General features: G+C 62.7%; 17 protein-coding genes. 16 read left to right on the forward strand and 1 reads right to left on the reverse strand.

The annotated features are described in order from the left end of the window. Positions 1 to 525 precede the first annotated feature (525 nt). From ACFP9U_RS05175 to ACFP9U_RS05205, 7 genes are all read left to right on the forward strand, one after another. On the forward strand, positions 526 to 1,104 hold the full coding sequence (locus ACFP9U_RS05175) for a hypothetical protein (protein WP_378619567.1): 579 nt from the start codon (positions 526 to 528) through the stop codon (positions 1,102 to 1,104). Beyond that, complete coding sequence (locus ACFP9U_RS05180; RefSeq protein ID WP_378619569.1) at positions 1,101 to 2,549, forward strand: replicative DNA helicase; 1,449 nt, start codon at positions 1,101 to 1,103, stop codon at positions 2,547 to 2,549. Before ACFP9U_RS05175 ends, ACFP9U_RS05180 begins: the two co-directional genes overlap by 4 nt. Continuing rightward, complete coding sequence (locus ACFP9U_RS05185) at positions 2,546 to 2,857, forward strand: hypothetical protein (protein ID WP_378619570.1); 312 nt, start codon at positions 2,546 to 2,548, stop codon at positions 2,855 to 2,857. The genes ACFP9U_RS05180 and ACFP9U_RS05185 overlap by 4 nt, the downstream gene beginning before the upstream one ends. Continuing rightward, positions 2,854 to 3,297, forward strand: coding sequence for a hypothetical protein (locus ACFP9U_RS05190; protein ID WP_378619572.1), 444 nt, complete (start codon positions 2,854 to 2,856; stop codon positions 3,295 to 3,297). The genes ACFP9U_RS05185 and ACFP9U_RS05190 overlap by 4 nt, the downstream gene beginning before the upstream one ends. After that, positions 3,294 to 3,542, forward strand: coding sequence for a hypothetical protein (locus ACFP9U_RS05195; RefSeq protein ID WP_378619573.1), 249 nt, complete (start codon positions 3,294 to 3,296; stop codon positions 3,540 to 3,542). Before ACFP9U_RS05190 ends, ACFP9U_RS05195 begins: the two co-directional genes overlap by 4 nt. Further along, the gene (locus ACFP9U_RS05200) at positions 3,539 to 4,228 is read left to right on the forward strand and encodes a hypothetical protein (RefSeq protein ID WP_378619575.1); all 690 of its coding nucleotides are present in this window, start codon (positions 3,539 to 3,541) and stop codon (positions 4,226 to 4,228) included. Before ACFP9U_RS05195 ends, ACFP9U_RS05200 begins: the two co-directional genes overlap by 4 nt. 207 nt (positions 4,229 to 4,435) lie before the next feature. Continuing rightward, positions 4,436 to 4,600: a hypothetical protein gene (locus tag ACFP9U_RS05205; RefSeq protein WP_378619576.1), complete on the forward strand. Its 165-nt coding sequence runs from the start codon at positions 4,436 to 4,438 to the stop codon at positions 4,598 to 4,600. Here ACFP9U_RS05205 and ACFP9U_RS05210 read toward each other — a convergent pair whose 3' ends face one another. Beyond that, positions 4,601 to 4,846 (reverse strand): hypothetical protein, encoded by a 246-nt coding sequence (locus ACFP9U_RS05210; RefSeq protein ID WP_378619578.1) that lies wholly within the window; start codon positions 4,844 to 4,846, stop codon positions 4,601 to 4,603. A 52-nt stretch (positions 4,847 to 4,898) separates the two neighbouring features. Here ACFP9U_RS05210 and ACFP9U_RS05215 point away from each other — a divergent pair, with 52 nt between their 5' ends. The 9 genes from ACFP9U_RS05215 to ACFP9U_RS05255 are packed head-to-tail and all read left to right on the forward strand — an operon-like array spanning position 4,899 to position 13,190. Further along, positions 4,899 to 5,327, forward strand: coding sequence for a hypothetical protein (locus ACFP9U_RS05215; RefSeq protein ID WP_378619579.1), 429 nt, complete (start codon positions 4,899 to 4,901; stop codon positions 5,325 to 5,327). Next, positions 5,260 to 6,594 carry a DNA-packaging protein gene (locus ACFP9U_RS05220; RefSeq protein ID WP_378619581.1) on the forward strand — a complete coding sequence of 445 codons (1,335 nt, stop codon included), beginning with the start codon at positions 5,260 to 5,262 and terminating at the stop codon, positions 6,592 to 6,594. Before ACFP9U_RS05215 ends, ACFP9U_RS05220 begins: the two co-directional genes overlap by 68 nt. After that, positions 6,591 to 8,435, forward strand: a complete 1,845-nt coding sequence (locus tag ACFP9U_RS05225; protein ID WP_378619583.1) for an anti-CBASS protein Acb1 family protein — start codon at positions 6,591 to 6,593, stop codon at positions 8,433 to 8,435. Before ACFP9U_RS05220 ends, ACFP9U_RS05225 begins: the two co-directional genes overlap by 4 nt. Beyond that, the gene (locus ACFP9U_RS05230; RefSeq protein WP_378619584.1) at positions 8,432 to 8,722 is read left to right on the forward strand and encodes a DUF7681 family protein; all 291 of its coding nucleotides are present in this window, start codon (positions 8,432 to 8,434) and stop codon (positions 8,720 to 8,722) included. Before ACFP9U_RS05225 ends, ACFP9U_RS05230 begins: the two co-directional genes overlap by 4 nt. Before the next feature lie 10 nt (positions 8,723 to 8,732). Next, the gene (locus tag ACFP9U_RS05235) at positions 8,733 to 8,951 is read left to right on the forward strand and encodes a hypothetical protein (RefSeq protein WP_378619586.1); all 219 of its coding nucleotides are present in this window, start codon (positions 8,733 to 8,735) and stop codon (positions 8,949 to 8,951) included. Beyond that, positions 8,951 to 9,775 (forward strand): phage minor head protein, encoded by an 825-nt coding sequence (locus ACFP9U_RS05240; protein ID WP_378619589.1) that lies wholly within the window; start codon positions 8,951 to 8,953, stop codon positions 9,773 to 9,775. Before ACFP9U_RS05235 ends, ACFP9U_RS05240 begins: the two co-directional genes overlap by 1 nt. Next, the gene (locus ACFP9U_RS05245; protein WP_378619590.1) at positions 9,775 to 10,185 is read left to right on the forward strand and encodes an HK97-gp10 family putative phage morphogenesis protein; all 411 of its coding nucleotides are present in this window, start codon (positions 9,775 to 9,777) and stop codon (positions 10,183 to 10,185) included. The genes ACFP9U_RS05240 and ACFP9U_RS05245 overlap by 1 nt, the downstream gene beginning before the upstream one ends. Then, the gene (locus tag ACFP9U_RS05250; protein ID WP_378619592.1) at positions 10,186 to 12,042 is read left to right on the forward strand and encodes a beta strand repeat-containing protein; all 1,857 of its coding nucleotides are present in this window, start codon (positions 10,186 to 10,188) and stop codon (positions 12,040 to 12,042) included. It begins immediately after the preceding gene. 11 nt (positions 12,043 to 12,053) lie between these two features. Beyond that, positions 12,054 to 13,190, forward strand: a complete 1,137-nt coding sequence (locus ACFP9U_RS05255; RefSeq protein ID WP_378619593.1) for a DUF2213 domain-containing protein — start codon at positions 12,054 to 12,056, stop codon at positions 13,188 to 13,190. Positions 13,191 to 13,233 lie beyond the last annotated feature (43 nt).

Consider the following 13,233-nt stretch of genomic DNA (forward strand, 5'->3'; position numbering starts at 1 on the left):
ACTGAAGAGCGGCCACACAACCTCATGCGGCTGCTATAAGCGCGAGGCGACATCAATCAGGTCCCGCAAGGACGGTCTGTTCGTTGGCGGTCGGCATCCTCTGTTCGACACCTACTCGAATATGATCTCGCGATGCACGAATCCGAATGACGCTGCCTTCGACGGGTATGGTGGCCGCGGCATCTCTGTCTGCGACCGGTGGCTGAATGGCGAAGGTGACAAAACCGGCTTCGCTCTCTTCCTCAAAGACATGGGCCCGAGGCCGTCGTCGCGGCATAGCCTGGACCGCTATCCAGACAATGACGGCAATTATGAGCCTGGGAATTGCCGCTGGGCCACGCCGAAACAGCAAGCGCGTAACAGGCGGTCAAATCGGCTCGTCGAGTGTGACGGTGCCATGGTGCCGCTTTCGGAGTTCTGTGAGCGCAGAGGACTCCGATTCGAAGTGATCAACCACAGGCTTGGTCGCGGCTGGTCTTTTGAACGTGCGATTTCCCAGCCGCTGCGCGGAGGAGGCTCTCTCACATGCTAATTTTAGGTTTGGATCCGAGCCAGCAGTGTGGATACGCCCTCTACGACACCACGGCCAACATATCGGCCATCCGCTGCGGCGTGCTCCGCGCCAAGGGCGATTTCTACGAGGCAAAGGCGGCCGATCTCGCCCGTCAGCTCGTGAAACTGATCAAGACGGAGCGCCCCGGTTTCGTGGCCATGGAAATGCCACTCCGCATGCAGCCGGGCGGGAAGGCCCGCAAGACCAAGTTCATGGGCGAGGACGTCGAAGAGGAGCAGCCCAAGGGCTCCGGCATCAACGCCGTCATCTCGTCAAACCAGATGGTCGGCTCCCTCATCGGCATCGTCGGAGCCTATGGCCTTCCATTCGAGATCATGAGCCCGTCGAACTGGCGCAAGGCTGCCTATGGCTTCGGAACGCGGCCAGGATGGGGCCGCGCCGACTGGAAGAAGCATGCCCGCCAGAAGTGCTCGCAGGTCCGCATCACCGTGACCAATGACGACATGGCCGAGGCGTGCTGGATCGCCTTTGCTGGGGCCTCTTCGCAGACCTTCAAGATGATCTCGCAGCGCACGGCGGAGGTGGCATGAACGCCAACGTCGATCCGATCCGCGAAGTCCCGCACAACATTGAGGCCGAGCAATGCCTCCTTGGCGCGGTGCTCATCAACAACACATGCTTCGATCTGGTGAGCCGCATCGTCCAGCCGGAGCACTTCTATGAGCCCATCCACCGGGAGATATTCAAGGCGGCCGGCGAGCTGATCACCGTCGGGCGCCAGGCTACGCCCGTCACGCTCAAGGACTTCCTGCCCAAGAATGAGAAAATAGGGGAGATGACGCTTGGGCAGTATCTCGCCCTGCTGTGCTCCGAAGCGTCCAGCGTCCTTCTGGCCCGCGACTATGCCTTGACGATCTATGACCTCTGGATCGCCCGGAAGATCATTGCGACATGCGAGGATGCGATAGGGCGCCTCTATGAGCGCAAGCCCGGCATGGACCCGCTTGCTGAGGCCGGCGTGATCGAGGACACGCTTGCCAAGCTCCGGGGCGAGCGCGTCGGCTCCAGCGGCACCGCGGCGCATGGCCGACAGTATCTCGAAAGCATGACCGCGGCGCGCCAGCGAGGGAAGGTGGGGGGCGTGCCGATCTGCCTGCAAGAGATCGCCTCCGTCATCTCCGAGCCCTGTTTCGAGGCCGGGAACCTATACGGGCTGCTTTCGAGCTCCGGGGAGGGCAAAACCAGCCTCACGCTCCAGATCATCGCCCATGCGCTCAGAAAGGGGCATCCGGTCCTTTTCCTCAGCTATGACCAATCCCCAGACCAGTGCATCCGGCAGATGATCGCCCAAGAGCACGGCATAGAGGCGCGCCGGCAGCGCGCGGGCGATTTGTCCGAAAAGGAATGGGAGACGGTCGTCGACTTCTCCGGCTGGATCGATCGGCAGCCATTCGAGGTCGTCAAATGCACCGACCAGGGCGCGCCGCAGCTTCTCGCCTTCGCTCGAGGCTTCGTGAAGCGCTACGGCAACGGGAATATCCCGCTGGTGGTGGTGGATCACATCGGCGCGGTCACCCCCGAGGACAAGAGGACCGACGAAGGCAATAAGGCGAAGAGCATCAACAGCATATTCAAGGCGGGGGCTGGCCAGACGAAAGCCGCATGGCTGATCCTCAACCAGCGCAATAGCTACGGCATGCGCAGGGACAATCCGCGCCCGATCTCGGCGGACCTCTTCGGCGGCGACCCGGCGAAGCAGGCATACGATGCCATCTTCTACGTCTATCGCTACCTGAAATTCCTTGAGGAGCGCAGGGCCATCGCCTCATCGGAGAGCGATTGGAAGAAGATCACGAAGGTGTTTCCGTCGGCCGTGCGCGAAGACGGCGAGGACATTGCCCAGATCGGTGCCATCAAGGTGAGGTTCGGCAACGCCGCCATCACGCGCAACCTGATCTTCGAGGCCCGATTCACCCGCTACAAATCGGAGCAGCAGAACGACCAACCCGAGCTTATCGAGGGAGCCATGCTTTGAACGAGTTCGCAGGCTATACGCGACCTCTGCCCTGCGGCGGCCATTGGGCCATGCTCCGCTTTGCCCGCGATGCCCGGCCGAAGCCGCTCCAGGGCGAAGGTGGGCGCCCCATCGTGTTCCCGAGCGAGATTGAGGCCCTGCGCGCCGTCAACAAGCACCTTCTCGCGTATTTCAACGGTGAGCTGCGGCGAGACGGCGAAACGCTCTCCACGGTCCAATCTGCGGCGAATGCGCTATTCCCGACGCTGGTCAGGCAGAAGGGCTCGAGCCGGCTGACGAAGGTGGAGACGGTGAGGAGGCGCGCATGAGGACCATCCCGGCACACATAGAGGCCCTGTGCCGAGAATTCGGCATCGAAATCATCGACCGCCATCGCTATCCCGTCCCCGGCCAGACCCGCGCCGTCGAGACCATGGCCCGCATCTACCGGCGCCACGGGGAAACTCACCTCCGCATGGTTCTCCTCACGCTCATGGAGACGGCGAACAATCGCGCCCTTCTGGATGAGGTCGCGCTGTGGATGACGAGCGACATGGTGCGCTTTCGCGGGCTTGAGAACATCGATTCCGAATGGCTCGAGCTCTGGGATCGCACGCCGGTCGGGCAGTTGCAGTTCATCTGCCAAGAGCTCAGCGGCATCGTTCCCCAGCGCTATGCTCTTGGAGGGATGATGTTCGAGCGGGTTTGGCGTAGATTCGATAAGAATGCGGATCAGCTTGATTTGCTGGATGACAGGAGACGCGCGTGAACGATAATGCGGAAAAGTTGAGCGAAGTCGAGGTGATGGCTCTCCGGTATCTGGCGGACGCTCCCGGTGGCCGGCATATGTTCGTTGAGCCCAATCTCGCAAGGGCGATCAAAAGCATCGCTGAGTTCCATTCTTGGGCGTTAAGCGACTTCGCTCGCTCGCCTCAGGACGGAGACCATTCCGTTGTCGCGGAAATCTCTGAGGAAGGTCGCGCGGCGATTGAGCGTATAGGGGCGACGGAATGAACCAAGGCGAGATCGCAGAGCGCTTCATTCGAGCCGCCGAGATCGAGATGGCCACGCCAGGGCGCGTCGGGCCGGCCCCGGCGCGGTCCCTCCAACTCCCCTACATCCATGATTGGGTCGACAAGCTCGGCTGGCGCAAGGAAAAGGGCGACAAGCTCGCCCCCGGCGAGGATCCGCTCACCGAGGAGCGCCGACGGTTCTGGGAGCGCTTCGGCCTTCGCGCCTCGGCCGAGGAGCTGAGCCAACTTGACGAGCTCCGCACATGGTTGATGATGGTGGATGATGAGGGCGAGCGCCGGGCACTCCTCGCCTGGTCGATGGCAAAGGCCGGTGGGAGGAAATTCAAGCGATGGTGCTTCAAGATCGAGGGCATCCACCCCGAGACGGGCAGAAGGCGGAAAAACCGCGCCATTGCTCGAATTTCTGCACGGGTTGCCCGCAGGGTTGTGCAGCATTGCGATGACGATGAAAACACCCTGTTGCCCGAAGACCCCGAAAACGGCGATATTGACGCCAACATCGCGGGCCGTGTGCAAGAGCAGAACGGCATCACATCATGGGCCGCAGATGACGCCTTCACATCCTTCCTGAGCAATGATCCGGCCGACTTCTCCTGGGCGCGAAAGCGATGGGAGAGGCGCAGGCAGCGCGAGGCGAAGAAGCGGAAGCAGGAAGAGGCGGCATGAGCGCCGATGCCAAGATCCCGGACGTTACTGTCACGATCAGGAATGGGGATTGGCGGTGCCGTGGATGCGGTCAGCCGCTCGGCGCTCTTTGGATGGGCAATGATGCAGCTTGGGAGGTACATCTTCCCGACGGTTGCTCGACGCCGGATCAGTGCGCAGGCCGAGCGGTGACGATGCTCGAAAGCGAAGGCGGAGCGACGTAATCGTATGTCCGACAGGCCCCCGATCGTCACAGAGGTGATGGAAGATCTGGACGCCGCCTTCACCGGCGCGCCGCACGACGATTACATCACAAGGGACGAGCTTCGGGAGTATATGGAGCTGGCCTTGACCGCCTATCACGAGAAGCTGATGGATCAGCTCGGCGGGTGATCACTCGACCTTCGCGGCCCTCAGCGCCTCAACCATCCGGGCGCGCCAGTCAGGATCAGCCTGCCACCGCTCAAGCTCGCTGCGCTCCATGCGGAGGGTGAAGGCGACTTTCGGATTATCTGACTTCGGCCGCCCGCCGGCGCCCTTGCGGGATGCCTTCGCGGAAGGCTCTGAGGGTTTTTTCGCGATCGGTTTCGAGCGCTGATCATTCGGCGCTGTTGTCTTGATGCGGTGCATGATGCTCATGCGAGTTTCCGTACACCGAAACAGAGTTTCTGTACACGGAAAGGTGGGTTTCTTGACCAAGAATAAAAAGGGCGGTCGACCTCCGGCGCTCCAGCCCGACAAGCGCACATTGGCGACGATCCGAGGTCTCGGTCGCATCCAGGCCACGACGCGCGAGTGCGCAGCGGTCCTCGGGGTTTCTCATCCGACCTTCCTCGCCTTCATCCAGCGCCATCCAGAGGCAGCCGACATCCTTGAGCAGGGGAAGGAGTTGGGCAAGCGTTCGCTTCGCCGGCAGCAGTTCAAGGCGGCTGAGGGCGGCCATCCCACGATGCTCGTCTGGCTCGGCAAGCAATATCTCGACCAGACCGACAAGCAGGAGGTGAATGCGTCGGTGAAGGCCGATGTGACGCACCACGACGCGAGGTCGAAGCTTGAATCTCTCATCGATCGCCAGCTTGCCGCCCGGGCAGATCAAGCGGGCACTGGCAAGCCTCACTGACGAGGAGTGCGAGCAACTTCTCCACGACTGGAGGTTCTTCGCCAGGCCGCAGCAGATCGCGCCTGAGGGCGATTGGCAGACATGGCTCATCCTCGCCGGCCGCGGCTTCGGCAAGACGAGGACCGGGGCGGAATGGACGCGGGAGCAGATCAAGGCCGGGGCAGCGCGCGTTGGTCTGATCGCGCCGACCGCCTCGGATGCCCGGGACGTGATGGTGGAGGGCGAAAGCGGGCTCCTGTCGGTCTGCTGGGCCGGTGACAAGACATTCGAGGGCGAACCGCTCGGCAGGCCATCCTATGAGCCTTCCAAGCGCCGCCTGACATGGGCGAACGGGGCCATCGCGACCCTGTTCTCGGCCGAAGAGCCGGAACGCCTTCGCGGCCCGCAGCATGATCGACTGTGGGCCGATGAGTTGGCGGCGTGGAAGTATCTGCGTGAAACCTGGGACATGGCCATGTTCGGCCTGCGCCTCGGGGATCAGCCGCGGACCTGCATCACCACGACGCCGAAGCCGTCGCCGTTGCTGAAGGAGATCGTCGCAGACGCGAGGACGGCGATTACGCGGGGATCGACATTCGACAATGCGTCGAACCTGGCGCCAACGTTCCTGAAGGCGATCAAGGAGAAATACGAGGGCACGCGGCTCGGCCGACAGGAGTTGAGCGCCGAGATCCTAGACGATCTGCCCGGGGCGCTCTGGACCCGCGATCAGATCGACAAGACGAGGGTGCGCACGGCGCCCGAGATGAGCCGCATCGTGGTCTCGATCGATCCCAGCGGCACACGCGGCCAATCGGACGAGGGCGACGATATCGGCATTGTGGTGGCCGGCCTCGGTATCGACGGCCGCGGCTATATTCTGGCCGACCGGACATGCAAGCTCTCGCCTGATGGCTGGGGCAGGCGGGGCGTCAACGCCTTTCACGAGTTCAAGGCCGACCGGATCGTGGCCGAGCGCAACTTCGGGGGCGCCATGGTCGAACACGTCATCATGACGATCGACAAGAAGGTGCCGTACAAGGAAGTCACCGCCAGCCGCGGTAAGGTTGCCCGCGCTGAGCCAGTGGCCGCGCTCTACGAGCAGGGCAGAGTGAGCCATGTGGGCGGCTTTGCCGATCTCGAAGACCAGATGTGCCTCATGGCGCCCGAGGGCTATGCCGGCGAGGGATCGCCCGACCGGGCCGATGCTCTCGTCTGGGCGCTCACAGAATTGATGCTGGGTTCCTCCAGCTACACCGTCTCCGACCTGAAGAAGGCTCTCGCATGAATGAAGTTGCAAAGCCGCGTGTTCGGGTGACGACCGACGGCGTGGTCACATTCGCGGATGGCTTCGCCAACTTCCTGTCGGGGCTGGGCGCGGGCAATCCGAAGCAGGCTGCCAATGGGTATGCTCTCCTGCGCGAGTGCTCGCAGTTCGAGCTCGAGGCGGCTTACGAGGCGAGCACGTGGTTCGGCAAGATCGTCGACATCCCGGCCGATGATGCAACGCGCGGCTGGCGCGGATGGCAGGCCGAGGATGACCAGATTGAGGCGATCGAGCGCGAGGAGAAGCGGCTCAACGTCAAGCAGAAGCTTCACCAGGCGCTGATCTGGTCGCGGCTTTATGGCGGGGCGGTCATCATCCCCGGCGGCCTTCCGGGCAAGATCGATCTGCCGCTGAGGTCGCAGGATATCCGCAAGGGCTCGATCAAGTTCCTGACGGTGCTTCACCGGCACGAGATCAACCCGCACGGGATCATCCGCGACCCGCTGAGCCCGTTCTATGGGCAGCCCGAGCATTGGACCATCAATGACACTTATGGGCGCGACGTAAGGCTGCATCCATCCCGTGTGATCCTCATCAATGGCCGCAAGGCCTCGACCTGGCAGGGTGGACAGCAGATCTGGGGCAACAGCGTCTGGACGCACCTGCGGGACGCGGTGACCAATGCTGACGCCGGCGCCGCGGTGATCGGCGCGCTCATGCAGGAAGCCAAAATCGATGTCATCCGCATGCCGCAGATGATGGCGAACATGGCGACCGCCGAATACGAGGCCATCCTGCTCAAGCGGTTCCACATGGCCGCCATGCTCAAGAGTGTGTCGAATGTGCTCCTGCTCGACAAGGACGACGAGTGGGATCAGAAGTCGGTCACATGGTCCGGGCTGCCAGACGTCATGTCGACATTGCTGACCATCCTCTCGGGCGCCTCGGATATCCCGGTCACGCGCCTGATCGGCACCAGCGCCAAGGGGCTTAACGCCACCGGCGAGGGCGACCTGCGCAACTACTACGACAACGTGAAGGCCAAGCAGGAGCTTACGCTATCCCCGGTCATCGAGCCGCTTGACGAGATGCTGATCCGCTCTGGCCTTGGCGATCGGCCCGATGAGGTCTGGTACGACTGGAATCCGCTTTGGCAGCCTACAGAGAAAGAGCAGGCCGAGATCGACAAGTTGGAGGCCGAGACGACGAATATCTATGCCATCTCCGGCCTGATTCCCTCCGATGCGCTTTCCACAGCCACGCAGAACCGCATGATTGAAAGCGGGCGGTGGCCGGGGATCGAGCAGGCGCTCCAGGAGGCCGAGGAAGAGCTTGAGGAGCCGACGCTCGATCCTGACGAAGGCGACCTTGAGACAGGACAACCGGGCCAGCAGCAAGCAGCCGACGCGGCGCCTCGCACGCTCTATGTGCGCCGCAACGTCAGGAACGCAGCCGAGATCATCCGCTGGGCGAAGTCGCAGGGCTTCAACACGACGCTGCCGGCCGACGACCTGCACGTGACCATCGCGTTCTCACGGCAGCCGGTCGACTGGATGGAGGTCGGCCAGTCATGGTCGGATGAGGTGAGAATCGCCACCGGTGGCCCACGCATGATGGAGAAGTTTGGCGAGGCCAATGTGCTCCTGTTCGCCTCCTCCGAACTGTCCTGGCGCCATGAGGAGATGAAGCGGGCGGGAGCCTCGTGGGATCATCCCGAGTATCAGCCGCACATCACCATCAGCTACGCCGAGGATGCGCCCGACTTGGCCGATGTCGAGCCGTATCAGGGCGAGATCGTGCTGGGGCCGGAGATCTTCGAGGAAGTCAACGAGGATTGGCAGGCAGGAGTGATCGAAGAATGAACACTGTAGATAGCGCATCCGACGACCGTACGGCGAACAATGCGGTTCGCCACAAGTACCGCACGCTTTCCGAAGTCGAAAAGGCGCAGATGGTCGCGATCAAGGACAAGGGCGCGGAGTTCCTTGCGCTGATCGACAGCATGCGGACGGAAGGAACCCTGATCCCAGACTGCAATCGTCCGAATGACCCGCCGCTGTATATCGGTCAGGTTGACCGGGAACTCGACATTGCCGCCGAGCGCGTCGAGGAAGCCGTCATGTGGGCGGTGAAGCACATCACGGCTTGAGGAGCGAGACATGACCGATATACAAGCGCAGGACTCACGCTTTAATCTCCGCTGCCAGGCCGCGATCAAGGCGGTGAAGGCGTTTGCCGACGAACACGGCCCCATAGAGGCGAAGCGCACCGTCGACAATGGCCGACAGGTCGAGTTCCTTGCCGAGATCGGCGGAAGGCTTGCCGGCTGCACTGCGGAGAAGATCAGGCCGGATCAGACGTTCACCGGCGAGTGGTGATGTCGCAGATCGAGCTTGCACGCCAAGCCAAGGCCGCCGGCGTCCGCCGCAAGCGCATCGAAGCGCCCAAGATCGAGCCGACAAAGGCCCAGCAAGACGACCTGGCGCGGCTGTACATGCGCACGGTGCGGATTTGGGTGTCAGGCACCGCCGAGCGCATAAAGCCCGCCTATGGCCGCGCATTGGCCGAGCAGCGGGCATCTGATGCGCTGGTGCGGGACAGGGCCGGTGATGTGGAGGTCGAGATCGAGGCCGTGAACAATGAGGCGGTGCGCTCGGTCTTCACCTTCCGGGGCTTGTTCCAGCAATGGGCTGAGCAACTTCAGCTCTGGCACATGCGCCGGTTCGTGTCCGCGCTGACCTATTCGACCAATGTGGACTTGACCACGCAATTGCACCCGGCAGACGTGGAGGACACCGTTGAGGACGTGATCGCCCGCAACATGGCGTTGATCCGGAATGTGAGCGACCAGACACGGGGCAGGATATCCGACATCGTGTTTCGCGGCCTTCAGAACCGGACGCCGACGCGAGAGGTGGCGCGAGAGATCGCCAAGGCCACCGGCATGGCGCGGCGCCGGGCGCTCAACATAGCGATGGATCAGACACAGAAGCTATCGGCCTCGCTTGATCAGCAACGGCAGTTGCAGGTTGGCATGACCCGCTTTGAATGGATTCACTCGGGCAAGAAGCATTTCCGTCCCGAGCACCTGGCCCGCAATGGTGAGGTGTTCAAATGGAATAGCGGCGTGGGCCGCGACGATCCGCCCGGTCAGGCTCCGTTCTGCGGATGCAAGGCCAAGGGCGTGCTGGAGGTCGACTGATGGTCAAGGTCACCGGACTGAAGAAGCACACGCAGCGACTCAAGAGCGCGGCTGACGTGGCCCGCGAAGTGACGAGCGCGCTCTATAGCGCCGGGCAAGAGATCGAATTGGACGCCGAAAACAGCATCACACAGGGCAGCGTGTCGGGCGCGGGGCACGTCCCTTCGCTGCCCGGCGAGCCGCCGAACCGGGATACCGGTTTTCTGGATACCAACATCGAGACCACGATCGAGACGCATAACCCGCCGAAAGTGCATGTCACCAGCAACGCGCCTTACTCGGCTGCGCTGGAATATGGAACATCGAAGATGGCCGAGCGCCCGTTCATGCGTCCCGCCACCGAGAAGAACCGCAGAGAGGTCGGGCGCATGGTCGCCCAGGCCGTCCGCGTGAAGATCAGGAGAGGCTAGATGGCAGACAGCTACCTTGATACCGCCGGCGGCATGCAGCAGGTTCCCGACGTCAATGTCGTGGAGAAGCCGGAACAGCCATACACGGCCACGGATGGCTCCATGCAGAGCGCTCTGGCGGTCAACGTGCTCTCCGGTGGTATTCCGGCCAATGGCGTGCCGTTGGTTGAGGGGGAGACCGTTGACGTCCTGAGCTCCGATGGCAGCACGCAGCTTGCCCAGGGCACCGCGGATATCGACACCTCGACGGATCCGAACACGCTCAACGGGATCGATTTGGCGGCCAACCTGGCAGTTCTTGCGGATGGCGCCTCGATCCCGGTGCAGGAGACGGATGGAACAGCGATCGGTAACGGCACGCTGCATGTCGCGGCCAACCAGGAGACGCATTTCACCTATGACGGTGGTGGCTCTGGAACGGCGCTTGCCGATGGCGATCCGGTCAACTTCGATTCCGCTGACGGCACGACCATCCTCGCGACAGGCACAGCCAGCGTAACGGGAGGCAATCTCGTCGGCGTCCTTGCTCCTGCCACGGTTGCGGTGGTGAACGACGCAGGCACGGTTCCTCTGACGAACGACACGGGCTCGGCGCGCGGGAATGTGAATGCCAGTGTCGCCGCGAATGTGCTCACGCTGGCCCTGCCGACACAGGCCGATGTCGTCACCGACGGGGCGAGCGCTCCGGTCTTGAACGCTGCGGGCGATACGACGCTCGCGACCGCCTCAGCAAAGGTTCCCATTTCGGTTTTCGACGGCCTCAAACTGGCTGCCACGGATGCGGTTACTGCTGACGCGGCTACCGTCTCGCTCCAGGACACGGGCGGCAACGCGCTGGATAGCGGGACAGCGGCGGTCGCAACGAATGCGCTTACCGTCACAGTGCCGGACAGCATTACAGGGGGCGGTGGTGGCCCTGCTCCAGGCGCCGATGTCGGGGTCTGGAACGCAGCCAACAACGACCGGATGTTTATCGGCACGGCGAACTATGACACCGGGCCGCTGAAGATCCTTGCGCCGGGAACGGTCGCCACGCTGAACGACTCTGGGCTTGTCTCGCTACAGAATAACGCTGGGACGGCTCGTGGCACGCTTAATGTCAGTGTGAGCGGCAACAACGGTATTCTCAGCTTCCCGGCTCAATCGGACCGTGTGAATGACGGCGATCATGTAAGGCTGAACTACTCCAACGGCGACGACACTGGCGAGACACTTGCGGTTAAGGTTCCCGGCGCGGCGCTGGAGGCCGTCCAGATCGACCAGGCATTCACCATCGTGAAGGCGCTGGGATGGGTCACCGTCACTACCTCCGACGGGTCCAAGAGCGCGCAGGGGCTTGTTTCGCTCACTGCTGACGGGCGCCTCGATAATGCCGCCTTGGGAGCATCGGATACGGTCGCCAGCGCAGGCGATGCCGTCAACGCCAAGGACGGCCATGGCACGACCGTTGCGGGAACGCTCAATCTCAACGCCAATGGTGTTGCTGACAATGTGGAGATGGTTGGAACTGCTACAATCATTGAGAACGGCGGCTCTGTCACGGTCCAGAACATGGATGGCAGCATCCAGGCGGATGCGGACGCGACCGTCACGGAAGGCAATTTGAATTTCGCGAGCTTCCAGGGCACCACGACGCTCGTGAACCAGGGATTGAATGTCACGGTCGCGAATTCGGATGCCTCCAATCCAAAGCCCGCGCTCGCGCAGGTCGGAGGCGGACTGTTCAGCGGCGTCAACCTGGCGAACGATACGGATGCAGTCGTGTCAGACGGCTTCACTTGTCCGGCGACCGGGTCTGGGTCGACCGCGACCATCCATGTTTCCGCCGGTGGCGACATCAGCGTCACTCTGAGCTGAGGAACCAGCCAATGAAATTCACCGATACGGTCGCCATCGCGGGCACGCGGCGGCGCGATGACGGCTATCTGGTCGCTGATGCCAGCGTCGCCCGCACCGGCATTCAGCTCTATGCCGGATGGGAAGTTGGCAAGCCCGAGATGGACGTGGTGCGCGTCTATCGGCCCGAGGAAGAGGTGTTTTCCTCCGATGCCATGGCGAGCTTCGCCCATCGCCCGGTGACGAACGACCATCCCGACGAGGCCGTGACCGCGGACAACTGGAAAGAGCATGCGGTGGGCCAGACGGCCGAGGAGGTTGCCCGAGACGGTGCGTTGCTGCGCGTGCCGCTCATGGTGGCCGATGCATCCGCCATCAGGGACATCGAGGACGGCAAGCGCGAGCTGAGCTCCGGTTATAACGCCATGCTTGATTGGACGGCGGGAAATACAGCCGACGGCGATGCTTTCGATGCCGTCCAGAGGAACATTCGAGCCAATCACGTTGCCATCGTGCGCCGAGGGCGCGCCGGCTCGGACGTGCGCATCGGAGACGATGCGAGCAAATGGGGCGCGAGCCCCGTCAACACCCCTGCAGATCATGGAAGGAAAGTCAAAATGACTGACACTCTGCGTAAGGTGATGGTCGATGGGCTCCAGGTCGAGACGACCGACGCCGGCGCCCAGGCCATCGACAAGCTGACCAAGGACAAGGCGGCCGTCGAGCAGAAGCTCGCCGATGCCGAGGCCAAGCACGAAAAGGCTATGGCGGACAAGGACGCCGAGATGGCGAAGAAGGACGCCGAGATCGACGACCTGAAGAAGAAGGTTCTCGATGAGGACGCCCTTGACGCCAAGGTAGCGGATCGCGCCGACCTGGTTTCCAAGGCCAAGGTCATTGCGCCCGACGTCAAGACCGATGGCGTCAAGGACGCCGATATCCGCAAGGCCGTCGTCAAGGCGAAGCTGGGAGATGAGGCGATCAAGGACAAGTCCGACGCCTACATCGACGCCCGTTTCGACATCCTGGCAGAGGACGTGAAGGGCGACGACCAGTTGCGCGACACCATCACGCATCTGCGCCCCAACGCCATGAACGACGAGGCCAAGGCCGAGAAGGCCGCTCACCAAGCCATGCTCGATCGGCTGAGCCGCAAGAAGTCGGCGTAAGCGCCGGCTCCCTCAACCACTCACACGCAACCGACGGGCGGCC

Origin of the sequence: Nitratireductor sp. GCM10026969, from assembly GCF_042660605.1 — a bacterium.
GTDB lineage: Bacteria > Pseudomonadota > Alphaproteobacteria > Rhizobiales > Rhizobiaceae > Chelativorans.

What these genes read in the sequence shown, in the direction of transcription:
- ACFP9U_RS05210 (WP_378619578.1), bottom strand. Translation starts at nt 4,846, where the DNA reads ATGAGCATCATGCACCGCATCAAGACAACAGCGCCGAATGATCAGCGC.
- ACFP9U_RS05240 (WP_378619589.1), top strand. Translation starts at nt 8,951, where the DNA reads ATGTCGCAGATCGAGCTTGCACGCCAAGCCAAGGCCGCCGGCGTCCGC.
- ACFP9U_RS05230 (WP_378619584.1), top strand. Translation starts at nt 8,432, where the DNA reads ATGAACACTGTAGATAGCGCATCCGACGACCGTACGGCGAACAATGCG.
- ACFP9U_RS05235 (WP_378619586.1), top strand. Translation starts at nt 8,733, where the DNA reads ATGACCGATATACAAGCGCAGGACTCACGCTTTAATCTCCGCTGCCAG.
- ACFP9U_RS05175 (WP_378619567.1), top strand. Translation starts at nt 526, where the DNA reads ATGCTAATTTTAGGTTTGGATCCGAGCCAGCAGTGTGGATACGCCCTC.
- ACFP9U_RS05245 (WP_378619590.1), top strand. Translation starts at nt 9,775, where the DNA reads ATGGTCAAGGTCACCGGACTGAAGAAGCACACGCAGCGACTCAAGAGC.
- ACFP9U_RS05180 (WP_378619569.1), top strand. Translation starts at nt 1,101, where the DNA reads ATGAACGCCAACGTCGATCCGATCCGCGAAGTCCCGCACAACATTGAG.
- ACFP9U_RS05225 (WP_378619583.1), top strand. Translation starts at nt 6,591, where the DNA reads ATGAATGAAGTTGCAAAGCCGCGTGTTCGGGTGACGACCGACGGCGTG.
- ACFP9U_RS05200 (WP_378619575.1), top strand. Translation starts at nt 3,539, where the DNA reads ATGAACCAAGGCGAGATCGCAGAGCGCTTCATTCGAGCCGCCGAGATC.
- ACFP9U_RS05205 (WP_378619576.1), top strand. Translation starts at nt 4,436, where the DNA reads ATGTCCGACAGGCCCCCGATCGTCACAGAGGTGATGGAAGATCTGGAC.
- ACFP9U_RS05255 (WP_378619593.1), top strand. Translation starts at nt 12,054, where the DNA reads ATGAAATTCACCGATACGGTCGCCATCGCGGGCACGCGGCGGCGCGAT.
- ACFP9U_RS05190 (WP_378619572.1), top strand. Translation starts at nt 2,854, where the DNA reads ATGAGGACCATCCCGGCACACATAGAGGCCCTGTGCCGAGAATTCGGC.
- ACFP9U_RS05250 (WP_378619592.1), top strand. Translation starts at nt 10,186, where the DNA reads ATGGCAGACAGCTACCTTGATACCGCCGGCGGCATGCAGCAGGTTCCC.